Here is a 23850-nt window from a genome sequence, read left to right on the forward strand (position 1 = left end):
TGATATGTTCATGCGGCGGGCAGGGTCAATTCTCCCGCCGCTTTTAAGGAAAGGGGGCGCCTTTTATGCAAAAGGCTGTAAAACGCTATATGCCCATATTCGTACTTCCTACATTCTGTGCGTTTATCTTGGGCTTTATCATTCCTTTTATCATGGGAATCTGGCTTTCATTCTGTAAATTCACAACGGTAACAGATGCGAAATTCATCGGATTTTCCAACTACAAAAAGGCTTTTGAAGACACGGTATTCCGTCATTCTTTCTGGTACACTGCATTGTTTGCAGTTGCATCTTTAATTATTATTAATGCCGTTGCTTTCGCTCTGGCAAGTGCACTTACCAAGAATATGCGTGGTACTAATATTTTCCGTACTATTTTCTTTATGCCGAACCTGATTGGTGGAATTGTTCTTGGTTATATCTGGCAGTTAATTTTTAATGGTATTCTTGAAAAATACGGAACTGCACTTGCATTAAACGAATGGTACGGATTCTGGGGACTGATCATTCTTGTAAGTTGGCAGCAGATTGGTTATATGATGATCATCTATATTGCAGGTCTTCAATCTATTCCGGGTGATGTTATGGAAGCGGCACAGATCGATGGTGCCGGAAAATGGACAAAATTATTCAAAGTCACGATTCCAATGATGATGCCATCCATTACCATTTGTATGTTCTTATCACTGACAAACGGATTTAAATTATTTGACCAGAACTTATCACTGACAGCCGGTGAACCTTCCAAGATGTCTGAGATGATGGCACTGAACATCTTTAACACGTTTTACGGACGTACTGGATGGGAAGGTGTCGGACAGGCAAAAGCCGTTCTGTTCTTTGTTCTTGTCGTTGCAATTAGTATGATTCAGTTACATATGACTCGTTCCAAGGAGGTGCAGCAATAAATGAAAAAGGAAAGAAGTGCTCTTAGCACAGCCGGAACCGGTATATTTACAATTGTAGGAATTGTCTATATACTGCCTATTTTAATCGTACTTATGAATTCTTTTAAAAAGAAGGTTTATATTAATAAACAGCCATTCCAGCTTCCGGATGGAAAAACGATGGCCGGACTTGAAAACTACATGACTGCAATTGATAAATATAATCTTCTAAGTGCAGTTGGCTGGACAGTATTTATTACTGTTGGATCTGTTCTTGTAATTCTTGTATGTACTTCTATGTGTGCATGGTACATTACAAGAGTCAAATCTAAATTTACAAAAATGCTTTACCTTTTATGCGTATTTTCAATGGTCGTACCTTTCCAGATGGTTATGTTCACCCTGTCACTGGTTGCTGACCGTACCGGACTTCGTACTCCTTGGGGTATCATTATTATTTATCTGGGCTTTGGTGCAGGTCTTGCAGTATTTATGTTCTGTGGATTTGTCAAATCAATTCCAATCGAGATAGAGGAAGCAGCAATGATAGACGGCTGCACACCAATCCGTACATTTTTCAGTGTAGTACTTCCGATCATGAAACCGACCTACATCTCTGTTGGTATTCTTGAGACAATGTGGATCTGGAATGACTTCCTACTTCCTTATCTGGTACTGGATCTGAACAAATATAAGACAATTTCTATCGCAATCCAGTATATGAAGGGAAGCTACGGCCGTGTTGATATGGGTGCTGTTATGGCTGCTTTGATTCTTGCAGTTATCCCTGTCATCATCTTTTATCTGTCCTGTCAGAAACATATTATCAAGGGTGTGGCAGCAGGAGCCGTTAAAGGTTAGGTACATGCCTGAAAAAAGGAGTTTATATCATGAGACAAAGTGGAATTTTAATGCCGGTATCTGCACTTCCTGGTGCATACGGAATCGGATCATTTTCAAAGGAAGCTTATAAATTTGTCGACTGGCTGCAAAAAAGCGGCCAGTCACTGTGGCAGATTCTGCCACTTGGCCCGACCAGTTATGGGGATTCTCCTTACCAGTCATTTTCGACTTTTGCCGGAAATCCTTATTTTATTGATCTTGAAACACTGGCCCGGGAAGGACTGCTTGAAGACGACATATGCAGGCAGGCAGATTTTGGTAATAATTCGAATCAGATAGATTATGGCATGCTTTATCAGAACCGATTTCATATCTTAAAGGTAGCTTATGAACATGCAAAAGAACAGCAGATCATGAATTCTTCTGATTACGTGGATTTTCTGAACGAACAAAATGAATGGCTTTCAGACTATGCTCTTTATATGTCTGTAAAAGATTATTTTCATGGAGCTGGCTGGAATCTATGGGAGGAAAATATCCGTCTTCGCAGACCAGATGCAATTTCGCATTATCAGGACTTACTTACAGATGAAATTCATTTTTATCAGTTTCTACAATACGAATTCTACAAACAATGGAACATGTTAAAAGAATATGCAAATCAAAAAGGGATTCAGATTATTGGAGATATCCCAATTTATGTTGCTTATGACAGTGCAGATGTGTGGGCACACCCAGAGTTGTTCCAATTAGATGAAAGTGGACAGCCAACAGCAGTAGCCGGATGTCCTCCGGATGGTTTTTCTGCTACCGGACAGCTTTGGGGAAATCCTTTATATCGGTGGGATTATCACAAAGAAACCGGATTTTCCTGGTGGGTAAACCGGATCCGAGGTTGTTTTAGACTATATGATATTATGCGAATTGACCATTTCCGGGGCTTTGATGAATATTACAGCATTCCTTATGGTGATCCAACTGCTGAAAACGGGCACTGGGAAAAGGGGCCTGGTATGGATTTATTTCACAAAATAAAACAAGAACTTGGTGATCTTCCAATTATTGCTGAGGATCTTGGATTTTTGACAGATTCCGTAAAACAACTTTTAAAAGATAGTGGGTACCCAGGTATGAAAGTTCTTCAATTTGCTTTTGATTCCAGGGAAGACAGTGATTATCTTCCACACAATTATCATCCAAACTGTGTTGTATACACCGGTACCCATGATAATGATACGCTTCAAGGATGGTATCAAGCTTTAAAAGAAGAAGATAAAGAAATGGCTTTGGAATATATTGGAAATCGATTTACTCCGGAAGCAGACATTCATTGGGATTATATTCGGCTCGCTATGAGAAGTGTGGCAGATACATGTATTATTCCTGTTCAGGACTACTTAGGTCTTGGCTGCGAAGCACGCATAAATACCCCTTCTACATTAGGCGGAAACTGGATCTGGCGTTCAGACGCAGACAGCTTCACGGATAATCTGGCAGCAAAAATTAAAAAAATTACTCAATTATGCGCGCGCAGTTTACAACAAAAAGGAGAGTAACAATGAATTACAAAAAATATTTGGAAGACCAGCTTCAGACATCTATTGAAGCAGCTGATCATAAAAGTGTTTATTATGCACTGCTTCATCTGACAAAAGAATTATGCAAAGAGAAAACAGCAAATCAAGGAACAAAAAAGATTTACTACATTTCGGCAGAATTTTTGATAGGAAAACTTCTTTCCAACAATTTGATCAATCTTGGAATCTACGATGATATAAAGAAGCTTTTACATGAAAACGGAAAATCTCTGGAGGAAATTGAAGAATTCGAACCGGAACCATCACTTGGAAATGGCGGGCTCGGCCGCCTGGCTGCTTGTTTTCTTGATTCTATAGCAACACTTGGACTTCCGGGATCGGGAATTGGTCTGAATTATCATTACGGTCTCTTCCGACAGGTTTTTGAAAACAAAAAGCAAAAAGAGTTGAAAAATCCATGGATTGAAAAAGAAAACTGGCTTATAAAAACAGATGTTCATTTTCCGGTTCAGTTTGGTTCTTTTACTTTACAGGCGTCCATGTATGACATTGACATTCCCGGATATGGTAACGGAATCAACAAACTACATCTTTTTGATGCAGACTCCATTGATGAATCACTTGTGACAGATGGCATTCATTTTAACAAAGAAAATATTCCCAAAAACCTGACTTTATTCTTATACCCGGATGACAGTGACAAAGCCGGACATCTGCTCCGTATTTATCAGCAGTATTTTATGGTCTGCTGTGGTGCAAAGCTTATTTTAAAAGAACTAAAAGAACAGAATTTTGAACTTACTTCGCTTCCTGAACATGTTGTCATTCAGATTAATGATACCCATCCATCTATGATCATCCCGGAACTTATCCGGCTTCTCATGGAGCAAGGCATTGACTTTGATACTGCAACTGATCTCGTATCCAGAACATGTGCCTATACAAATCACACGATTCTGGCAGAAGCTTTGGAAAAATGGCCGCTCGATTATCTGAATGAGGTCGTGCCGCAACTGGTTCCGATTATTGAAAAATTAGACGCTAAAGCAAAAGAAAAATATAAAGATGAGTCTGTTGCGATCATTGATTCGCAAGACCGTGTGCATATGGCTCACATGGACATTCACTATGGCTTTAGTGTAAACGGAGTTGCAGCCCTCCACACAGATATTTTAAAAAACTCCAAATTAAAAGCTTTTTATCAGATCTATCCGGAAAAATTTAATAATAAAACAAATGGTATTACATTCCGCCGCTGGTTGATGCACTGTAATTTGGAACTTTCGGAATATATCAGCAGTCTAATCGGTGATTCCTGGAAGAAAGATTCCTCGAAACTTGAAAAACTTCTTGAGTATCAGAACGATACTAAGGTATTGAATCATTTTCTTAAGATCAAGCAGAAGAATAAGCAAAAACTATGTATGCATTTAAAAGAAAAGCAAGATTTGGACATTGATCCGAATTCCATTTTTGATATTCAGATCAAAAGACTGCACGAATACAAAAGACAGCAGTTAAATGCGCTTTATGCCATTTATAAATATAAACAGATCAAATCCGGCCAGCTTCCACAGAGGCCGATCACCATGATCTTTGGGGCAAAAGCTGCACCTGCTTATACACTTGCAAAAGATATCATCCATCTGATCCTTTGCCTCCAAAAGCTTACGTTATCAGATCCTGAGGTATCACCTTATTTAAAAGTGATTATGGTTGAAAATTATAATGTTACAGAGGCATCTCATCTAATACCTGCCTGTGATATTTCTGAACAGATTTCGCTTGCATCAAAAGAAGCAAGTGGAACCGGCAATATGAAATTCATGCTGAACGGAGCTGTGACACTTGGAACTATGGATGGCGCCAATGTTGAAATCTGTAATCTGGTCGGAAAAGATAACATTTATATTTTTGGTAAATCCAGTCAGGAAGTGATTCAATTATATGAGACGTCCGGATACCATTCTGACCAATATTACGACAATGATCCACTGATACAAAATCTCGTTGATTTTATTATCAGCAAAGAAATGATACGTATCGGTGACCCGGAAAACCTGTGCCGGTTATACAAAGATTTGATCAGTAAAGACTGGTTTATGACTTTGCTCGATTTAAAAGAATACATTGCTGTGAAAGAGAACGTAATGGCTGACTACGAGGATCGTATGAACTGGGCTGGAAAAATGTTAATAAATACTGCAAAAGCCGGATATTTTTCTTCTGACCGGACCATTGCCGAATATAACCGGGATATCTGGAAACTTTAATCGTATACTTGTCTGAAACATAAATATGAGCTATACTAAACCAAGGCCATTTTTCGCGAAAGCTAAAATGGCTTTGGTTTTTTCGTTATCGATTACATGTACAAGGAGGAAAACATGATCAGAATCAGTCAGTTAAAGCTTCCGGTTACTCATAAAAAAAGTGACCTTGAAAAGAAAATATATACAACATTAAAAATTTCCAGCTCAGATCTTCTGACCTGGCATATTGAAAAAAAATCTCTGGATGCCAGAAAGAAACCAAATCTTTTTTATGTTTACACGATTGCAGCGAACGTTCAGAATGAAAAGCGGATCATTAAAAAGAACCGGAATAAAAATATTACAATAAAAGAAGAAAATGATAGCTATCATTGCACTCCGACCGGAACACATGTACTGACTTACAGGCCTGTTGTAATCGGGACCGGACCGGCCGGTCTGTTCTGTGGTTATGCGCTCGCACGTATGGGATACCGTCCAATTCTTTTAGAACGTGGTGCTTCTATGGAAGAGCGCCAGAAAGACGTACAAGATTTCTGGAAAACAGGCAAACTAAATCCTGAGTCTAATGTCCAGTTCGGCGAAGGCGGTGCAGGTACATTTTCTGATGGGAAGTTAAATACGCTTGTGCACGATACCCATAACAGAGGAAAGGAAGTCCTGCGTCTTTTTGTGAAATATGGGGCACCGGAATCCATTCTTTATGATGCAAAGCCACATATCGGAACTGATATTCTGGCAAAGGTCGTTAAAAATATACGTGAGGCAATCATCTCTATGGGTGGTGAAGTTCGTTTTCATACAAAAGTGACAGGAATCCGTACAAAACGCAGCATTGATTTTTCAGATGAGCCGGCACTTGCGATGCTTCATCTGGAAGATACCAGAACAAACATCGGAGAAGATTTACTGACGGACGTTGCAGTACTTGCCATTGGTCACAGCGCCAGAGACACTTTTGGGCTTTTAAATCTCTCAGATATAAAAATGGAGCCAAAACCATTCGCTGTAGGCGTACGCGTAGAACATCCGCAAGATATGATTGACGAATCTCAATATGGTAAAAATGCACCCGAGAGCCTTCCTGCTGCTGCATATAAATTAACAGCTAAGACAAAAGAGGGCAGAGGTGTCTATACTTTCTGCATGTGTCCAGGCGGTTATGTAGTAAATGCTTCATCTGAAGAGAACCGACTTGCAGTAAACGGCATGAGCTATAGCGGGCGAAATGGCAAAAATGCCAATAGTGCAGTAATCGTAACCGTCTCACCGGAAGATTTCCCAGAAAAAGGCATCCTCGGAGGTCTGGCTTTTCAGCGCCAATTAGAAGAGGCTGCATTTGCTGAAGGGCAAGGGAAGATTCCAGTCCAGCTTTTTGGTGACTTTAAAAAAAATGTGCCATCTTCCAGTGCAGGTGCTATAGCCCCACAGATGAAAGGTGCTTATAGTTGGGGCAATGTAAGGAGTATTTTCCCTGAGTTTATTGCAAGATGCCTGGAAGATGGAATTACGGAATTTGGAAAGAAAATCCCAGGCTACGACTGCGATGATGCAGTCCTCTCCGGTGTAGAAAGCCGTACCTCTTCACCAGTCCGTATTCTGCGTGACGAGACCTTGCAAAGTTCTGTAAAAGGACTTTATCCATGCGGGGAAGGTGCAGGATATGCAGGCGGTATTACATCAGCCGCCATGGATGGACTGAAAGTGGCAGAAGCTGTCAGTCAAAAATACATGGCTTTCGACAATCCTAAGAATGTTTAAGAATTTTTTAAGGGTATAAGTCTATACACATTTTCAGAAATGTGCTAAAATGTATGGAGTTTTCAGATAGAAGAAACATGAGGAGGAGTACATATGAAAGGAGCAGGCGGAAAGAACTCCTGGGCACTTTTTCTGTTGTTATTAACAGGAATCGTCCTTGGAGGCTTTATTGGCATGCTGGCAGAAGGGGTGCCGGCACTTAGCTGGCTTGGCTATGGGCAGACGTTCGGGCTTGATACACCGATTGTAGTCAATCTGGGACTTCTGGTCATTACATTTGGTCTTACGATCAAGATTACAATTGCCAGTATTATAGGCGTTGTGATTGCAATTATCATTTACCGCTTCTTATAGTCTACCGAAGAGAATCATCGAATCTAAAGGAATATATGAATCAAAAAGTTACCATGAAAGAGATACCGAGTGCCGACAGGCCTTATGAAAAATGCGAAAAGCTCGGCGCCGGTGCTCTGAGTGACACAGAACTTTTAGCTGTGCTGCTTCGAACCGGTACGAGAGGGGAGAATGCTCTCGAACTTGCCAGCCGTATTCTTTATCACAACGGCGAAAGCGGAATTCTCGGTATTCATCAGTTCAGTATTGAGCGATTGAAGAAAATTCACGGTGTCGGACGCGTGAAAGCAGTCCAGCTATCCTGTATCTCAGAGCTTGCGAAGAGACTTTCCAAAGCCTCTGCCGGGGAATTATTAAGTTTTGAAAATCCGGATTCGATTGCAAGGTACTACATGGAAGATCTCCGGCATGAAAAGCAGGAAATCATGAAACTGCTCATGCTGAATTCCAAATCAAAACTCATTGGCGAAACGAATATATCAAAAGGAACGGTGAATGCTTCCTTAATTACGCCAAGAGAATTATTTATTGAAGCATTACAAAAGAATGCTGTATTTGTTATTATTTTACATAATCATCCAAGTGGTGAGCCGACACCAAGCAGGGAAGACCGGCTCATTACAAGGCGCATTCAGGATGCGGGAGCTCTAATCGGGATCGAGCTTTTAGATCACATCATCATTGGGAATAATTGTTATGTGAGTTTTCGCGAAGAAGGAATGCTGTAGAAAGGATTTGAATCATATGGCAAGGAACACCTATGGACTGGATCTGGGATCCTACGAAATCAAAGTCTATGACAAAAAGCAAGATACCATCTGGAAAGAAAAGAATGTGCTTGCAGTTCAGGATAAAAAAGAAATTATTGCAATCGGTGAAGATGCTTATCAGATGTATGAAAAGACTCCACCGGATATTGAAGTTGCATTTCCAATGCGTGACGGCGTTATTTCCCGTTTCAATGATATGCAGAACCTGCTTCAGAATATTCTAAAAAAGAACCGACATTTCAGCCGGGGTGCAGAATATGTGATTGCGGTACCAACTGATGTAACTGAGGTACAGAAAAAAGCCTTTTTTGACCTTGTGATCCACTCAAATGCAAAGGCACGAGAAGTTAATATCGTAGAACGTTCCATTGCCGATGCAGTCGGTCTTGGTATTGATGTCCAAAATACAACGGGTGTTATGATTATTAATTTCGGTGGTGAGACAACCGAATTATCCGTCCTCACCGAAGGTGGTATCGTCTTTAACCGCCTGTTAAAACTTGGCGGTACAACACTGGATCAGGAAATTGTGAATCTTGTACGGAACAGTCATGATTTTTTGATTGGAAGTAGAACGGCAGAAATATTAAGACAGCAGTTCGATGTTTTTAACGGCGATTCTGAGACCGCTTTCTCTGTAGCAGGAAGGGATTTGATCACCGGACTCCCTATGCGAAAGACCATTTCCATCACACTTGTAAGAGCCGCATTTAAAGATACTCTTCTGGAATGTATGAAAGCCGTCCGCTCTATGTTGGACCGTACACCGCCGGAGATCCGGAAAGCTATTTACCAGAATGGGATTTATCTGACTGGTGGAATTGCGAATATGAGCGGTCTGGATGCTTATGTAGAAAGTATGACTAAAATCCACACAACTGTTGCTGAAAAACCGGGCATTTGTGCAGTTAATGGGTTAAAGAAAATCATGCTTTCCAAGGATCTCAGTAAATTAGCATACTCAATGTTAGACGAAAGTTATAGGTGGATGAGATAATATGAAGATAAAAAACCAATCCTCAATTCCAAGTAAATACTGGTTGGCAATCATTGCAGTCATCTGTGTGATTCTTTTGGGAATCGATCAGGTGACAGACGGCGGGGGGCCGCTTCGATTTATCGGTGATTATACAGTTGTTCCAATGCAGAAAGGTATCAGCTATGTTGGAAGATGGTTAAGTGATCTTTCTGATAACTTTGAGACACTTCAGGATATGAAAAAGCAAAATGAAACTTTGCAGTCCAAAGTAGATGAACTGACTATTGATAATACAAGACTTCGCCAGGACGAATACGAATTAGAACGTCTGCGCGATCTGTACAAACTGGATCAGAACTACTCTGATTACGAAAAAATCGGTGCACATGTCATTGCGAACAACGGAACGAACTGGTTCAGTGATTTTACTATAGACAAAGGAAGTGCAGACGGCATCAAAGTGAACTGTAACGTACTGGCCGGGAGCGGGCTGGTAGGACTTGTCACAGAAGTTGGTCCCCACTATGCGAGAGTACGTTCAATCATTGACAATTCCAGCAACGTAAGTGCTATGATCCTCTCTACTTCAGATACCTGCATCGTGCGTGGAGATTTGAAATTAATGGACGATGGACGTCTTCGTTTTGAAAAGCTGGCTAATAATGACAATGACATAAAGGTCGGTGAACAGGTTGTTACTTCCTATGTAAGTGACCGCTTTGTTCAAGGTCTCTTTATCGGATATATCAGTGAGATCAATGTGGATTCCAATAACCTGACTCGTTCCGGTTATATCACACCTGCGGTAGATTTTAGCAAAATTCAGGAAGTCCTTGTTCTCACAAAGACAAAAGAAGATATGACGAACGGGGCAGACGATGAGTCTGCTTCCGACACAGCAAAGGGAGAGTAGTGATCTATGAAACGAAAGCTCATAACACTGGCAATTATTATCCTGTGTTTTCTCTTGCAAAGTACCATTTTCCCATCACTGGCTTTTGCCGGCGTGCAGCCAAATCTTTTTATAATCGTAACAGCATCTTTCGGATTTATGCGAGGACGTAAAGAAGGTATGGCTGTTGGTGTGATCTGTGGACTTTTGACAGACGTTTTCTGGGGAAACACAATTGGATTTTATATACTTTTATATACTGTGATTGGATATTTAAACGGAACGTTTGAACGTTTGTTTTATGATGAAGATATCAAACTGCCTTTAGTACTTATCAGTGGCAGTGAACTAATCTACGGTGGCGTTATCTGCTTTTGCGGATATATCCTGAAAGGTGACTTTAGTTTCGGAACCTATCTGATTCATATCATCCTGCCAGAACTTGTATACACTATTTTAGCAACTTTGATCGTATATCAGATCATCTTACACATTAACAAAAAACTAGAAGCAGAAGAGCAAAGGAGTGCAAGCCGATTTGTATAATTTGTGGAACCGGGTCAAATCCGGCGTAAGTGAAATCGTAAAATCAAGAACATTTATTGCAATTATCGTGTTCTGCGTCTTGTCAGCAGTATTACTTCAACGAGTATTTTATCTGCAGATTGTGAAAGGACAGAACTATACCGACAAATATGAACTTCAGATTCAGAAAACAAAAGAGGTCGAAGGAACCCGCGGCAATATTTATGACCGCAACGGTGTTCTGCTTGCCTACAATGAACTGGCCTATTCTGTTACCATTCAGGATAATGGAGACTATGATAAAAAATCCGAAAAAAATAAAGCTTTAAATCAAATCGTAACGAAAGTTATTAACATTGTAGAAAGTAATGATGATTCCGTCATCAATGATTTTGGTATTATTCTGGATGCCAATAGTGAATACTCTTTTGTAGCAGAAAGTGATACCCAGCGCCTGCGTTTCATCGCAGATGTATATGGCAAAAAAACCATTGATGAATTATCGGACAAGCAAAAGTCCCAGTCTGCTGCCGACATCATGCATTACTTATGTACCGATAAAACTTACGGTTATGGTATCAACGAGAAAAAACTGGACAAGACTATGATTTTGAAACTGGTCAATGTACGTTATGCAATGTCTCTGAACAGTTATCAGAAATATATCTCTACTACGATTGCATCCGATGTCAGTGATCAGACTGTGGCTGATATTATGGAAAACAGTGATTCTCTACAGGGCGTTAACATTGAAGAAGAATCCTTACGCCGATATACAGACAGTAAATGTTTTGCAAATGTAATTGGCTATACCGGACAGATTTCAACAGACGAATATGATGCACTTAGTAAAGAGGATCAGGAAACTTATTCCAAAACGGATACGGTCGGAAAATCCGGACTTGAAAAAGTCCTGGATTCCACACTTCGCGGAAAAAAGGGTGAAGTGAAGTTATATGTAAATAACGTTGGTAAAGTTCTGGACACCGTTCAGTCTACAGAACCAAAAGCTGGCAATGATGTGTATCTGTCTTTGGATGCTAATCTTCAAAAAGCAGCCTATAATATTCTGGAACAGGAGCTTGCCGGAATTCTTCTTTCCAAGATCCAGAACACTTTGGATTTTGATCGGAATTCTGTCAGTGACGGAAGTGACGTTATGATTCCAATTGGCGATGTTTATAACGCACTCATTGCTAATGATGTTGTAAATATGACTCATTTCAGTGAGAATGATGCAAAATCAACCGAACAAGAAGTTTATAATACATTTTCCGGATACAAAGAGCAGGTTCTGGCAAGTCTTTCCAGTACACTTGCAGATCCTAATGCAGCTGCATACAAAGATGATTCTAAGGAAATGCAGGCATATCTGAGTTATATTGTTACAGATATATTGACAAATAATACCGGCATTTTAAATTCCAGTGTCATCAACAAAAATGATGAAACCTATAAAGCATGGAAAACAGATGAGACCATCAATGTTTACACATTTTTAAACTATGCTGTTTCTCAGAACTGGATTGATACCTCAAAGCTTCAAAATTATACAAGCAATGGTGGTAAATATTCGGATTCCTCGGAAACTTTCCAGGCAATTATTTCATACTTAAATGAACATTTAAAATCCGATAACAGTTTTGACAAGCTGATCTACAAATACATGATCAAAGCCGGATCCATTACTGGTCGTGAACTTTGTATGATTCTCTACGAGCAGAACATACTTAATTATGATGAATCTCAATATAATGCACTCGCAAGTGGCGCAACAACAGCTTATGACTTTATGCGTGGAAAGATCCAGACACTGGAGATTACACCTGGACAGCTCGGTCTGGAACCATGTACAGGTTCTTTTGTCATGACAGATACTTCCACAGGTCAGGTTCTGGCATGTGTATCTTATCCGGGATATGACAATAACCGACTTGCAAACAATATGGACTCAACTTATTACAATCAGCTTGTAACAGCAAGTTCCCGTCCATTCTACAATAATGCGACACAGGAAAAGACCGCACCGGGATCTACTTACAAACCTTTGTCTGCCATAGCCGGACTTACCGAAGGTGTTATCAGTACCGATTCCCATCTTCCGTGCCATGGTATTTATGAAAAGATTGAACCAAATCCAAAATGCTGGATTTACCCAAACGCACATGGCAGTCTGGATGTGTCGGGTGCAATTGAAAACTCTTGTAACAGTTTCTTTTATGAAGTCGGTTACAGATTAAGTCTGAAAGACAACGGAATCAATTCTATCAGCCAGGATAATAATCAGGGTGATGCAACGAATGCTTACTATTCCAGTGAGCTTGGACTCCAGAAGCTTTCAAAATATGCTCAGATGTTTGGACTTGGAACCACTTCCGGAATGGAAATTCCAGAGGCTGATCCACAAATTTCCGATGATTCTTCTGTACCATCTGCAATTGGACAGGGTACCAACAACTACACGACAAGTCAGCTTGCTCGCTATGTTACTACGATTGCAAATAAAGGAACACTTTTTGATCTGACACTCCTGAACAAGACCACTGATGTCAAAGGCAATGTCATTGAAGAATCACAGCCAAAAATCGATAATACTCTGTCAGATATTTCTGCAAGCACATGGGATGCTGTACATGAAGGAATGCGTAATGTAGTACTTGTATCTCACAGTAGTACATTTTCGGATATTAACAGGAGCGGATTCCAGTTATCCGGTAAAACCGGAACAGCTCAGCAGAGTAAAACGCATCCGGACCATGCGCTTTTCATAGGATTTGCGCCAAGCGATTCACCGGAAGTTGCTTTTGCAACTCGTATCGCCAATGGTTATAGTTCTACTTATGCAGCAGAAGTAGCCAGAGACGTTATGAAATATTATTACCAGCTCACTCCGGAAAATGAATTGATAACCGGAACAGCTTCAAGCATTGATTCAAATGCTTCAAATGAAGGCTAGGAGCAGCTTGCCCTTCAAAAGACAAAATGGTTCATGAAACACATAGCGAAAAGAAAATTTAAAAGCATGAAACAAAGCCATTGACAGGAGGAAGTTATTCATGGGCGAAGTAATTGTTATTACATCAGGAAAAGGCGGTGTAGGTAAGACCACTACAACAGCAAATATTGGTGCGGGACTCTCTTGGTTAGGAAAGAAAGTCATTGTCATTGATACCGATCTTGGTCTTCGCAACCTTGACGTAGTTATGGGACTGGAAAATCAGATCGTCTATAATCTGGTCGATGTGATTGAAGGAACCTGTCGATTGAAACAGGCAGCAATCCGGGATCGCAGATATGAAAATCTCTATCTGCTTCCATCTGCCCAGACAAAAGATAAATCAGCAATTTCACCGGAACAGATGAAAAAGCTGGCTTCAGAATTGAAAGAGGAATTTGATTATGTACTTTTAGACTGTCCGGCCGGAATCGAACAGGGATTCCAAAATGCAATAGCCGGAGCTGATCGTGCTCTTGTTGTCACAACACCGGAGGTTTCCGCAATCCGTGATGCTGACCGCATCATTGGACTGTTGGAAAAAAATCAGATTCGCAATAGTTCGCTGATCGTTAATCGCATCCGAATGGATATGGTAAGACGAGGGGATATGATGTCCATTGATGATGTGACTGAAATTCTCTCCATTCCACTGATTGGAGCCATTCCAGATGACGAGCAGGTTGTTGTTGCCACGAATCAGGGGGAACCGGTCATCAGCCTGGATTCCCTGGCCGGAAAAGCCTATACAAATATATGCAAGCGTATTCTCGGCCTTGAAGTACCTTTCTTGAATCTTTCCGGACATCAAGGACTATTTTCAAAACTGTCCGGTGTCTTTCATAAAAAATAGGAGGGTACATACAGCATGTTAAAAAAATCTTCTGTGTCTGTTGCGAAAAGCAGATTGAAACTGCTGATCGTGTCAGACCGCATAAGCTGTTCTCCGATAGAATATGAGAACATTTCCAGAGATTTATTCCAGACATTATCCAAATATCTGGAACTTACAGAAGATAACTTTCATGTTGAAATATACAGAACACATATTTTCATTTCATATGTAGGAGAAGAAACGTGAGATTACCAAGATTAACAAAACCTTATAAACTCAGAGATTACAAGTTCAGCCTTGTTCTGCTTGTATTTGCATTATCCGTAATTGGCATTATGGTTGTAGGCAGTGCGAAGGCATCTGTTCAGAACAAGCAGATTTTTGGTGTCTGTGTAGGATTCATTCTTATGATGATTGTATCTTTGATCGATTATATATGGATTCTTAATTTTTACTGGATTATATATGCAGTCGCAATATTAAGTTTGTTATCTGTACTTGTCTTCGGACACACAGCCAACGGCGCAAAGCGTTGGATTGACTTGGGATTTACAACTTTTCAGCCATCAGAGCTTGCAAAAATTCTTTTAATTTTGTTTTTTGCAAGATTTCTTATGGATCACAAAGATGATATTAACGATGCAGTCACATTGATTAAATATGCAGTGCTTGCCGGAATTCCACTTGCTTTAATTCTGGTAGAGCCGAACCTTTCTACTACAATCTGCACTGCACTTGTCATCTGCCTGTTGATCTATGTTGGAGGACTGAGTTACAAATTTATCGGAACTGTACTTCTTATATTAGTTCCAGTGGCTATTATCTTTTTAAGTATCGCCGTCCAGCCAAACCAGCCATTTTTGAAAGACTATCAGCAAAAGCGTATTCTTGCTTTCCTGGAGCCTGAAAAGTATGCCAGTGATGAAGCATATCAGCAGAATAACTCTGAGATGGCAATCGGATCTGGTCAGCTTACCGGAAAAGGTCTGAATAACAATACTACTACCTCTGTAAAAAATGGTAACTATATCTCAGAGCCACAGACGGATTTTATCTTCGCCATTATTGGCGAGGAACTTGGGTTTGTTGGATGTTGTATTATTATTGCGTTATTACTGCTTGTTGTGATACAATGTATATTGATTGGAATGCGATCGCGGGATCTCGCTGGAAAGATCATATGTAGTGGCGTTGGAGGTCTGATTGGATTTCAAAGTTTTATTAATATAAGTGTAGCAACGAATATGCTTCCGAATACCGGAGTACCGCTGCCATTTATCAGTTATGGCCTGACATCACTTGTAAGTTTATATATCGGTATTGGATTTGTCTTAAATGTCGGACTGCAACAAAAAAAATATCAATAAAGGAGTGAACGCAATGAATATAGGTCTTGTCGCTCATGATTCAAAGAAAACACTGATGCAGAATTTCTGTATTGCTTACCGTGGAATTCTGAGTAAACACGAACTTTATGCTACCGGTACAACTGGAAGACTCATCGAAGAGGTAACGAATCTGAATGTTCACAAATATCTGGCTGGTCCACTTGGTGGAAAGGAACAGCTCGGAGCTCAGATTGCTCAGAATGATATTGATGCATTAATTTTTTTAAGAGAACCTATGAACCCAAAACCTCATGAGCCGGAGGTCAATGATTTATTCCGCCTTTGCGATACTTATAATATCCCAATGGCAACGAATCTTGCAACCGCTGAACTGATTATTTTAGCAATTGACAGAGGAGATTTAGACTGGCGTGAAATGTACAGATAACTCTTCCAAAAGCAGAAGAGCAAGAAATAAACGTAATAAAAGAAAAAAACAAATAAGAAACAGATGGGTCGCATGCCTGTCTGTTATTCTTATGATACAGTGTATTGCAGCTGTCAATATCTATAAAGACAGCAACAAAACAGAAGCTCTAGTACAGGAATATGAAACTTCCAATTATACAAAAACTTTGTATCGGGGGCAGCTATTTGCCGAAAATCTGTGTACAGCATCTGAAGACATTCCGTTATCTGTTAAATCTTCCGATACTGGTTCTGACTCAGTTTCCGAAAATGCTTCTGCTGCTGGCAATCCACTTGGCTTTGAACCGGAGTCCGTACATGCAGTAGGGCTTTTTGACGTGAATAACGCCGAAACAGATTGTGCTTATAATATTCATAAGAAAATCTATCCTGCAAGCACAACGAAGATTCTGACCGCCCTGGTTGCTTTGGAGAATGGAAATTTATCTGATACGGTCACAGTGGCTGATGAAGCTGATTCTGGTAAATTTGCAGCAGATGAACAGACATGTGGCATCAAAGCAGGAGATCAGCTCACACTGGAAGATCTGTTGAACGGTCTGCTTTTATATTCCGGCAACGACAATGCCGTTGCCATTGCTGACCACATTGCAGGCAGTACAGAAAAGTTTGCAGAGATGATGAATGCTGAAGCAAAAAAACTCATGGCAACAAACAGTCATTTTGTGAATCCAAGTGGTCTTCATGACGATAACCATTATACGACTGCTTATGATCTCTATCTGATTTTTAATGAATGTATCAAACATGATGAATTTGTAAAGATCATTAACAGCAGTTCTTATACTGCACATATTACCGGCGCAGATGGAACAAAGCGAGATGTGAAATGGGAGCCTACCAACTATTATGCAAAAGGAGAAGCAACTCCTCCTGATAATGTGACAATCATCGGCGGCAAGACCGGTACAACAAAAGGAGCCGGAAACTGCCTGATTCTTCTTACAAAGGACAGTTCTGGAAATCCTTACATTTCCATTATTATGGGAGCCGGATCAAAGCCTCTTCTTTATCAGGATATGACATCTATGCTCAGTAAAATTTAGTTGTACTAAAAAAGTATATCAAAAGGGGCATCCTCATAGGGATACCCCTTGGTTTGTTCTTAGCCTGCTTTATGAGCAGACATCTGTCATATCTTTCATGCGACCGTACAAGCTGATCAGGTAAAGTCCACAGATACCTACGATTGTATAGATAATCCTGGATAACCAGGACAGATTTCCAAATAAGAAAGCTACCAGATCAAACCGGAATATCCCAACGAGCAACCAATTGACAGCCCCGATAATTACAATTGTAAGAGCTGTATTGTCAAACCATTTCATATAGATTCCTCCTTTTTTGTACTACCTATATTATGTACAAAGTTCAAGGATTTATGCAAAAGGACCATATTTATGTATTACACTTATTCAGATTATTTAAAAAATAAATATCATGAAAAGGTTTATAAACTTCCTGTCAATCTTCCTGTTACCTGCCCAAACCGTTTAAACGGAGCATGTGGCTGCGATTTCTGTGCGGAACAGGGAACAGGATTTGAAGCTTTAGATCATCAATTATCTGTGACAGAACAATTAACTCTGACTCGAGAAAAGATTGAAAAAAAATATCATGCACATAAATTTATTGCTTATTTTCAAAACTACACGAATACATTTTTACCCATTGACAGATTTGAAAAATATATGCGGGAAGGCGCAAGCTTTCCGGATGTTGTAGAAATTTCCATTTCGACCAGACCGGACTGTATCTGCTCTGATTATTTGGAAATTCTTGAAAAAATCCGTTCAGAATTTCAAGTAGAGATTACTTTGGAACTTGGACTTCAGACTGTAAATTACCATACATTAAGAAATATACATCGCGGACATACATTAGCCGAATTTATTGATGCTATGTGGATGATCCGAGATTATCACTTTGACACCTGTGCACATGTTATTCTCAACTTGCCAGGTGATGATCTGATTGATGCTATTGAATCTGCAAAGATACTGTCTGCACTTCAGGTCAGCACAGTCAAACTCCATTCTCTCTATATTGCTAAAAACACAAGGTTGTGTGAAGCTTATGAAAATGGTACAATAACTCTGTGTTCAAAAGAAGACTATATCACACGTGCAATTACATTTTTGGAATACCTTAATCCAGAAATTGCCGTGGAACGGCTTTTCAGTCGTATCCCCGAAAATGATGCCGTTTTTTGTAACTGGGGCACAAGCTGGTGGAAACTAAAAGATGAACTACTTAACACGATGCAGAAAACAGACAGCTACCAGGGAAAAATGTATCATTATTTACATGGAGCAGCTTTAAGGTCTTTAGATGGCTCTGATAATTTATAGTACTTTGTCTGCTTTGCAGATCTAAATATTACGACTTGTCTAAGAATCTTGAATCATTAAAAGGAGGCCGACGTTGGCAGAAAATCATACTACAAACATTACTGCATTTCGGAAAAAATGGAATATTAATATCGGAATTGTCATCTTTGGAGTGGTATTCATATATCTGCTTGTCACGGTTCTTATGTACCTGACAAGTAAGCATATTTCGGCATATGAAGTCAGAGAGGGCAGCATTTTAAAAGATAATGCCTATACCGGACTGGCAATCCGCAATGAAGAGGTCGTGACTGCCGAGCAGTCAGGTTATATTAACTATTTTGTGTCAGAAGCCAGCAAAGTTGGTGCAAAAACAAAAGTATATTCTCTTTCTCCAAAACAATTAGAATTTAATGACACAGTTTCTACAGATTCGCAGGAACTGACTGCCGAAGAACGAGATTCCATCTATTTAAAGACCCAGTCCTTTAGTGAAAATTACAATGGCAGCAGTTTCAACGAGGTTTATTCTTTAAGAGATGAAATTTCCTCTGTTCTGGAAAGCAAATCTAATCAAAGTCGTCAGGCACAATTAGATGAGATGGTACAGGCAGGTACTGACGGGCTTCAGGTATTCAATGCTCAGTCCGACGGTGTGATTCTTTATTCTACAGATGGATATGAGAATCTGACCGTCAGTGATGTCACTGCTGATATGCTTTCAAAAAAGAACTATAATTCCGTAAACATAAAAAACAATTCAAAGGTAAATTCCGGAGAAGCTATCTATAAACTTGTGAAAGATGATGACTGGTCACTGGTCATTCCACTGGATGATAAAACAGCTAAAAATCTGGCTGATACGAAAAGCGTAAAGGTTCAGTTCACAAAAGATCAGGTGAAAGAACGTGCCTCTTTTCAAGTATACAGTGCCAAAAACACAAACCTTGGTATCCTTACCTTTCATACTTCCATGGTCCGCTATGCGAAAGACCGTTATCTGGATATTGAATTAATTTTAGAAGATGAATCCGGACTTAAAATTCCAAAGTCCTCTGTGACAAAAAAAGACTTTTATCTTGTACCGGAAAATTATCTGACACAAGGCGGCAACAGTAAAGAAACTGGTGTTTTAATCAATAACGATTCTGACGATGCCCAGTTTAAAAAAGTTGATGTCTATTATCGAGATACAGAAACTGGCATGGTTTATCTGGATCCAAATGCATTTGATAAAAATACAACTTTAATAAAACCTGATTCAACTGAAACATACAAGCTTAAGAAAACAAAATCTTTACAGGGAGTCTATAATATCAATAAAGGATATGCTGTATTTAAACAAATCCATATACTGTGTGAAAGTGACGAATACTATATCGTTGAATCTGGAAATTCCTATGGTCTGGCTAATTATGACCATATTGCACTTGTTGGCAAAGATGTAAGAGAAAATGATATTGTTTATTAAGGAGCTGATAAAAATGTTAAAAGAAAATCTGGAAAATGTAGAACAGAAAATTCAGGCTGCATGCGAAAGGAGTGGGCGTGACCGCTCAGAAGTTACTCTGATCGCAGTCAGTAAAACCAAACCGGCAGAAATAGTCCAGGAAGCTTATGATCTTGGAATCCGTCTTTTCGGTGAAAATAAAGTTCAGGAAATCATGGATAAGTCGGAAGTACTTCCTGCTGATATTCACTGGCATATGATCGGCCATCTTCAGCGCAACAAGATCAAATACATCATTGATAAAGTGGATTTGATTCATTCTGTTGACAGTTTGAGACTTGCCGAAGCGATTGAAAAAGAAGCAGCTAAGAAACATGTAATTGCAAAAGTCCTGATTGAAGTAAATGTAGGAAGAGAAGAGAGCAAATTCGGATTTCTTCCGGAAGAATTAGATGATTTTGTTGAAAAAGCTTCTAATTTTTCACATATTCAGTTTATGGGACTCATGACAAGCGCTCCATTTGTTGATAATCCAGAAGAAAACAGACCAATTTTCGCAGAATTAAGGAAATTATCTGTTGACATAGCGCGTAAAAACGCCCATAATATGTCTATGAGTATACTTTCCATGGGTATGACCAATGATTATGAAGTTGCAATTGAAGAAGGTGCAACAATGGTTCGTGTGGGAACAGCCATTTTTGGTGCCCGTAATTATGCTCAAACAAACGTAAGATAGGAGATATTACAAAATGGGAGTATTAGATAAGTTTTTGGACATCATGAAGTTAAGTGATGATGATGAGTATGATGAAGATGACTTCTTTGATGATGACGAATATGATGATGAATACGAAGAAAAGCCAAAAAAGAGTATCTTCCGTAGAGAAAAGACTCATGATGAAAGCAACGAAGACGATTACGAGCTTCCTGCCAAGTCTCAGCAGCGTCCGGCCCGTTCTAATAATAAAGTAACTCCGATGCGTCAGCCAGCACGTCGCACAGGTGTAAGCATGGAAGTCTGTGTTATTAAACCGACATCTGTAGAAGATGCCAGAGAGATCACAGAAACATTATTAAGCGGACGTACTGTTATTCTGAATCTGGAAGGACTGGATCTTGAAGTTGCTCAGAGAATCATTGATTTTACATCTGGTGCTACATATGCAATCAGTGGAAATCTTCAGAAGATATCCAATTACATCTTCCTTGTCACACCTACTAATGTTGACATTTCCGGAGATTTACAGGATTTACTGAACACTTCTCTTGACACATCTTCAATGCGTACAAGATTTTAATTAAAAGTTTTTCAGAGTATTTATAATAGTGAGTGTTTATGAATAAAGAGGAACAATTATTGGAAAAACGGCTGATTGAATTATCTAATCTTGCATTCAGCCGTGATATTGTTACATTTTCAGATTTTCTGAATTTGAATGAATTGAATATCCTGCACAGGACCCCGAAAGATCAGTTTAAAGCGAGGTTCGAAACGTATGGAGGTTATGAGTTAGCGGAGCGTCAGATGGTTGCATTTCTACCTGATGCTCTTTATTATGACTACGGTTACCCAATGCAGGCTCTTAAAATCTGTCCGGTGAACAAGCGTTTTGCAGAAGATCTGACACATCGTGATTATCTGGGGGCTATTATGAATCTTGGAACCAGTCGTACCAAGATCGGTGATATTATTCAAACAGACGATGGTGCTATTGTTTTTGTAAAAGAGGAGATTTCAGACTATATTATGAAAAATCTCACACGGATCAGACATACAACTATCACCGTGGAACGCAGAGAACTTTCAGATATTTCCTATGAACCTCATTTTGAGGAATTGAAAGGAACAGTTCCTTCCGTGCGCCTTGACACTGTGCTTTCGGTCGCATACCCACTTTCCCGGAGTAAGCTGACCACATATATCGAAGCTGCAAAAGTGTTTGTAAACGGTAAACTGATCACGAATAACGGCTATCATCTGAATGAAGGCGATTTGATTTCCGTCCGTGGACTTGGACGAATTGCTTATGCAGGAATTCTGTCCGAGACAAAAAAGGGACGTTACATGATTTCGCTTAGAAAATATATTTAAAATATCCGGAATATGACAGTATTTTTGAAACTTCGAATCAGAAAGGACTTTTATAAATTATGGATTCAATAAAATCACGCGGCAGACATTATATTTCAGCAATATTACTTGTATTAGTTGGTGTATGGTTCGATCAGTTCACAAAAACTTTAGCTGTGGATCATCTAAAAGGACAGGATCCTTTTATTCTGTTCAAAAATGTGTTTCAGTTTGAATACCTAGAGAATCACGGAGCAGCATTTGGCATTCTGCAGAATAAACAGATTTTCTTTTTTATCATTGTACTGATCATTTCAGTATTTATTATCTGGTTCTATCTGCATGTCCCAATGACAAAAAAACTACTGCCATTACGAATTTGTGCCGTATTTATTTTCTCTGGTGCAATTGGCAATTTTATTGATCGGTTAAAACTAGGATATGTCGTGGATTTCTTTTATTTTAAACTGATCGACTTTCCAGTTTTCAATGTAGCTGATATCTATGTAACAGTCGGAACATTTATACTTGCTTTTTTATTGTTGTTTTATTATAAGGAGGAAGACCTTGACAGAATATTTCACAGTTGAAAATGAAGAAGGAGACCGTATTGACCGTTATCTTGCTGAGGAGATGCCGGAACGATCTAGATCATATCTTCAAAAATTAATTAAAGAACAATATATTAAAGTCAACAACAAGCCTGTAAAAGCCAATTACAGGCTTGTTTTAGGTGACAGGGTAGAAGTATGTATCCCAGAGGCAAAAGAACCCGATATCGAGCCTGAAAACATTCCTCTGGACATTTTATATGAAGATGAAGATGTAATTGTCGTCAATAAGCCAAAACAAATGGTAGTCCATCCTGCCCCTGGGCATTACAGTGGAACATTGGTCAATGCTTTAATGTATCATTGTGGTAATGAGCTCTCCGGTATCAACGGCACTTCCCGTCCCGGAATCGTACACCGCATCGATATGGATACAACCGGTTCTCTGATCATCTGTAAAAATGACATGGCTCACCAGAGCCTTGCTGTGCAATTAAAAGAACACTCTATTAATCGAATTTACGAAGCCATTGTACATGGAAATATCAAAGAAGAAGAAGGAACTGTAAATGCACCTATCGGACGTCATCCAACAGATCGTAAGAAAATGAGCATCCATGCTAAAAATGCAAGAAATGCCATTACCCATTACAAAGTGCTGAAACGCTTTGGCGACTACACTTATATCCAATGTAAGCTTGAAACCGGGCGTACACATCAAATTCGCGTACACATGGCAAGTATTGGACACCCACTTCTCGGTGATCAGGTATATGGCCCCAAAAAATGTCCATTTCCCAAGCTCGTAGGGCAGACCCTGCATGCTAGAACACTTGGATTTATCCACCCACGTACTAATGAATATATTGAAGTAAATGCTCCTTTACCTGATTATTTTTTGAATTTATTAGAGAAATTAAATTAAATTTTCTATGCATTTCACGCAATTTATAGTATAATGTCTATATATTTAAAG

24 protein-coding genes are annotated in these 23850 nt (G+C 39.5%); 23 read left to right on the plus strand and 1 reads right to left on the minus strand.

Annotated elements, in window-relative coordinates; genetic code table 11:
* Positions 1-65: 65 nt before the first annotated feature.
* From LI164_RS00560 to LI164_RS00635, 16 genes are all read left to right on the plus strand, one after another.
* Positions 66-908, plus strand: a complete 843-nt coding sequence (locus LI164_RS00560) for a carbohydrate ABC transporter permease (RefSeq protein ID WP_005332727.1) — start codon at positions 66-68, stop codon at positions 906-908.
* Positions 909-1748 carry a carbohydrate ABC transporter permease gene (locus tag LI164_RS00565; RefSeq protein ID WP_005332728.1) on the plus strand — a complete coding sequence of 280 codons (840 nt, stop codon included), beginning with the start codon at positions 909-911 and terminating at the stop codon, positions 1746-1748. It begins immediately after the preceding gene.
* Positions 1749-1777: 29 nt separating this feature from the next.
* Positions 1778-3286 carry a 4-alpha-glucanotransferase gene (malQ, locus tag LI164_RS00570; RefSeq protein ID WP_147566967.1) on the plus strand — a complete coding sequence of 503 codons (1509 nt, stop codon included), beginning with the start codon at positions 1778-1780 and terminating at the stop codon, positions 3284-3286.
* A gap of 2 nt (positions 3287-3288) precedes the next feature.
* The gene (locus tag LI164_RS00575; RefSeq protein WP_227086581.1) at positions 3289-5541 is read left to right on the plus strand and encodes a glycogen/starch/alpha-glucan phosphorylase; all 2253 of its coding nucleotides are present in this window, start codon (positions 3289-3291) and stop codon (positions 5539-5541) included.
* A 114-nt stretch (positions 5542-5655) separates the two neighbouring features.
* Positions 5656-7302, plus strand: a complete 1647-nt coding sequence (locus LI164_RS00580) for an NAD(P)/FAD-dependent oxidoreductase (protein WP_227086582.1) — start codon at positions 5656-5658, stop codon at positions 7300-7302.
* A 93-nt stretch (positions 7303-7395) separates the two neighbouring features.
* Complete coding sequence (locus tag LI164_RS00585) at positions 7396-7656, plus strand: DUF4321 domain-containing protein (RefSeq protein ID WP_005332732.1); 261 nt, start codon at positions 7396-7398, stop codon at positions 7654-7656.
* 35 nt (positions 7657-7691) lie between these two features.
* On the plus strand, positions 7692-8384 hold the full coding sequence (radC, locus tag LI164_RS00590) for a DNA repair protein RadC (protein ID WP_005332734.1): 693 nt from the start codon (positions 7692-7694) through the stop codon (positions 8382-8384).
* A gap of 16 nt (positions 8385-8400) precedes the next feature.
* The gene (locus tag LI164_RS00595) at positions 8401-9423 is read left to right on the plus strand and encodes a rod shape-determining protein (RefSeq protein WP_005332736.1); all 1023 of its coding nucleotides are present in this window, start codon (positions 8401-8403) and stop codon (positions 9421-9423) included.
* A gap of 1 nt (position 9424) precedes the next feature.
* Positions 9425-10318, plus strand: a complete 894-nt coding sequence (gene mreC, locus LI164_RS00600; protein WP_005332737.1) for a rod shape-determining protein MreC — start codon at positions 9425-9427, stop codon at positions 10316-10318.
* Between the two features lie 6 nt (positions 10319-10324).
* Positions 10325-10843, plus strand: a complete 519-nt coding sequence (mreD, locus tag LI164_RS00605; RefSeq protein ID WP_173786018.1) for a rod shape-determining protein MreD — start codon at positions 10325-10327, stop codon at positions 10841-10843.
* Positions 10836-13778, plus strand: a complete 2943-nt coding sequence (locus tag LI164_RS00610) for a penicillin-binding transpeptidase domain-containing protein (RefSeq protein WP_227086583.1) — start codon at positions 10836-10838, stop codon at positions 13776-13778. The genes mreD and LI164_RS00610 overlap by 8 nt, the downstream gene beginning before the upstream one ends.
* A gap of 100 nt (positions 13779-13878) precedes the next feature.
* Positions 13879-14670, plus strand: coding sequence for a septum site-determining protein MinD (gene minD, locus LI164_RS00615; protein ID WP_005332740.1), 792 nt, complete (start codon positions 13879-13881; stop codon positions 14668-14670).
* A 15-nt stretch (positions 14671-14685) separates the two neighbouring features.
* Positions 14686-14898 (plus strand): cell division topological specificity factor MinE, encoded by a 213-nt coding sequence (locus LI164_RS00620; RefSeq protein WP_117612699.1) that lies wholly within the window; start codon positions 14686-14688, stop codon positions 14896-14898.
* Complete coding sequence (locus LI164_RS00625; protein WP_118397206.1) at positions 14895-16019, plus strand: FtsW/RodA/SpoVE family cell cycle protein; 1125 nt, start codon at positions 14895-14897, stop codon at positions 16017-16019. Before LI164_RS00620 ends, LI164_RS00625 begins: the two co-directional genes overlap by 4 nt.
* Positions 16020-16032: 13 nt before the next feature.
* Complete coding sequence (locus LI164_RS00630; protein WP_005336385.1) at positions 16033-16428, plus strand: methylglyoxal synthase; 396 nt, start codon at positions 16033-16035, stop codon at positions 16426-16428.
* On the plus strand, positions 16412-17515 hold the full coding sequence (locus tag LI164_RS00635) for a D-alanyl-D-alanine carboxypeptidase family protein (protein WP_117612697.1): 1104 nt from the start codon (positions 16412-16414) through the stop codon (positions 17513-17515). The genes LI164_RS00630 and LI164_RS00635 overlap by 17 nt, the downstream gene beginning before the upstream one ends.
* Positions 17516-17584: 69 nt before the next feature.
* Here the strand turns inward: LI164_RS00635 and LI164_RS00640 are convergent, their stop codons facing one another.
* A complete protein-coding gene (locus LI164_RS00640; protein WP_005332750.1) occupies positions 17585-17797 on the minus strand; it encodes a DUF378 domain-containing protein in 213 nt (70 codons plus the stop codon).
* A gap of 72 nt (positions 17798-17869) precedes the next feature.
* Between LI164_RS00640 and LI164_RS00645 the strand changes: the two genes are divergently transcribed.
* The 7 genes from LI164_RS00645 (at position 17870) to LI164_RS00675 (ending at position 23799) form a co-directional block, all read left to right on the plus strand.
* Complete coding sequence (locus tag LI164_RS00645) at positions 17870-18820, plus strand: TIGR01212 family radical SAM protein (protein ID WP_227086584.1); 951 nt, start codon at positions 17870-17872, stop codon at positions 18818-18820.
* Positions 18821-18893: 73 nt separating this feature from the next.
* Positions 18894-20270 (plus strand): HlyD family efflux transporter periplasmic adaptor subunit, encoded by a 1377-nt coding sequence (locus LI164_RS00650; RefSeq protein WP_117606167.1) that lies wholly within the window; start codon positions 18894-18896, stop codon positions 20268-20270.
* 13 nt (positions 20271-20283) lie between these two features.
* Positions 20284-20988, plus strand: a complete 705-nt coding sequence (locus tag LI164_RS00655) for a YggS family pyridoxal phosphate-dependent enzyme (RefSeq protein ID WP_227086585.1) — start codon at positions 20284-20286, stop codon at positions 20986-20988.
* Between the two features lie 13 nt (positions 20989-21001).
* Positions 21002-21550 carry a cell division protein SepF gene (locus tag LI164_RS00660; protein WP_227086586.1) on the plus strand — a complete coding sequence of 183 codons (549 nt, stop codon included), beginning with the start codon at positions 21002-21004 and terminating at the stop codon, positions 21548-21550.
* Positions 21551-21588: 38 nt separating this feature from the next.
* Positions 21589-22344, plus strand: coding sequence for an RNA-binding protein (locus tag LI164_RS00665; protein ID WP_022278481.1), 756 nt, complete (start codon positions 21589-21591; stop codon positions 22342-22344).
* A 59-nt stretch (positions 22345-22403) separates the two neighbouring features.
* Positions 22404-22913, plus strand: coding sequence for a signal peptidase II (gene lspA / locus LI164_RS00670; protein WP_005332759.1), 510 nt, complete (start codon positions 22404-22406; stop codon positions 22911-22913).
* Entirely contained in the window at positions 22891-23799 is a 909-nt protein-coding gene (locus LI164_RS00675; protein WP_117494315.1) for an RluA family pseudouridine synthase, read from the plus strand. Before lspA ends, LI164_RS00675 begins: the two co-directional genes overlap by 23 nt.
* The last annotated feature ends 51 nt before the right edge of the window (positions 23800-23850 follow it).

This window comes from Dorea sp. 210702-DFI.3.125, from assembly GCF_020560945.1.
Taxonomy (GTDB): Bacteria; Bacillota; Clostridia; order Lachnospirales; family Lachnospiraceae; genus Dorea; species Dorea formicigenerans.

Bases quoted from the DNA above. Each gene is read 5' to 3' on its own strand.
- LI164_RS00560 (WP_005332727.1), top strand. From the start codon at position 66: ATGCAAAAGGCTGTAAAACGCTATATGCCCATATTCGTACTTCCTACA.
- LI164_RS00565 (WP_005332728.1), top strand. From the start codon at position 909: ATGAAAAAGGAAAGAAGTGCTCTTAGCACAGCCGGAACCGGTATATTT.
- malQ (WP_147566967.1), top strand. From the start codon at position 1,778: ATGAGACAAAGTGGAATTTTAATGCCGGTATCTGCACTTCCTGGTGCA.
- LI164_RS00575 (WP_227086581.1), top strand. From the start codon at position 3,289: ATGAATTACAAAAAATATTTGGAAGACCAGCTTCAGACATCTATTGAA.
- LI164_RS00580 (WP_227086582.1), top strand. From the start codon at position 5,656: ATGATCAGAATCAGTCAGTTAAAGCTTCCGGTTACTCATAAAAAAAGT.
- LI164_RS00585 (WP_005332732.1), top strand. From the start codon at position 7,396: ATGAAAGGAGCAGGCGGAAAGAACTCCTGGGCACTTTTTCTGTTGTTA.
- radC (WP_005332734.1), top strand. From the start codon at position 7,692: ATGAATCAAAAAGTTACCATGAAAGAGATACCGAGTGCCGACAGGCCT.
- LI164_RS00595 (WP_005332736.1), top strand. From the start codon at position 8,401: ATGGCAAGGAACACCTATGGACTGGATCTGGGATCCTACGAAATCAAA.
- mreC (WP_005332737.1), top strand. From the start codon at position 9,425: ATGAAGATAAAAAACCAATCCTCAATTCCAAGTAAATACTGGTTGGCA.
- mreD (WP_173786018.1), top strand. From the start codon at position 10,325: ATGAAACGAAAGCTCATAACACTGGCAATTATTATCCTGTGTTTTCTC.
- minD (WP_005332740.1), top strand. From the start codon at position 13,879: ATGGGCGAAGTAATTGTTATTACATCAGGAAAAGGCGGTGTAGGTAAG.
- LI164_RS00620 (WP_117612699.1), top strand. From the start codon at position 14,686: ATGTTAAAAAAATCTTCTGTGTCTGTTGCGAAAAGCAGATTGAAACTG.
- LI164_RS00630 (WP_005336385.1), top strand. From the start codon at position 16,033: ATGAATATAGGTCTTGTCGCTCATGATTCAAAGAAAACACTGATGCAG.
- LI164_RS00640 (WP_005332750.1), bottom strand. From the start codon at position 17,797: ATGAAATGGTTTGACAATACAGCTCTTACAATTGTAATTATCGGGGCT.
- LI164_RS00645 (WP_227086584.1), top strand. From the start codon at position 17,870: ATGTATTACACTTATTCAGATTATTTAAAAAATAAATATCATGAAAAG.
- LI164_RS00655 (WP_227086585.1), top strand. From the start codon at position 20,284: ATGTTAAAAGAAAATCTGGAAAATGTAGAACAGAAAATTCAGGCTGCA.
- LI164_RS00660 (WP_227086586.1), top strand. From the start codon at position 21,002: ATGGGAGTATTAGATAAGTTTTTGGACATCATGAAGTTAAGTGATGAT.
- LI164_RS00665 (WP_022278481.1), top strand. From the start codon at position 21,589: ATGAATAAAGAGGAACAATTATTGGAAAAACGGCTGATTGAATTATCT.
- lspA (WP_005332759.1), top strand. From the start codon at position 22,404: ATGGATTCAATAAAATCACGCGGCAGACATTATATTTCAGCAATATTA.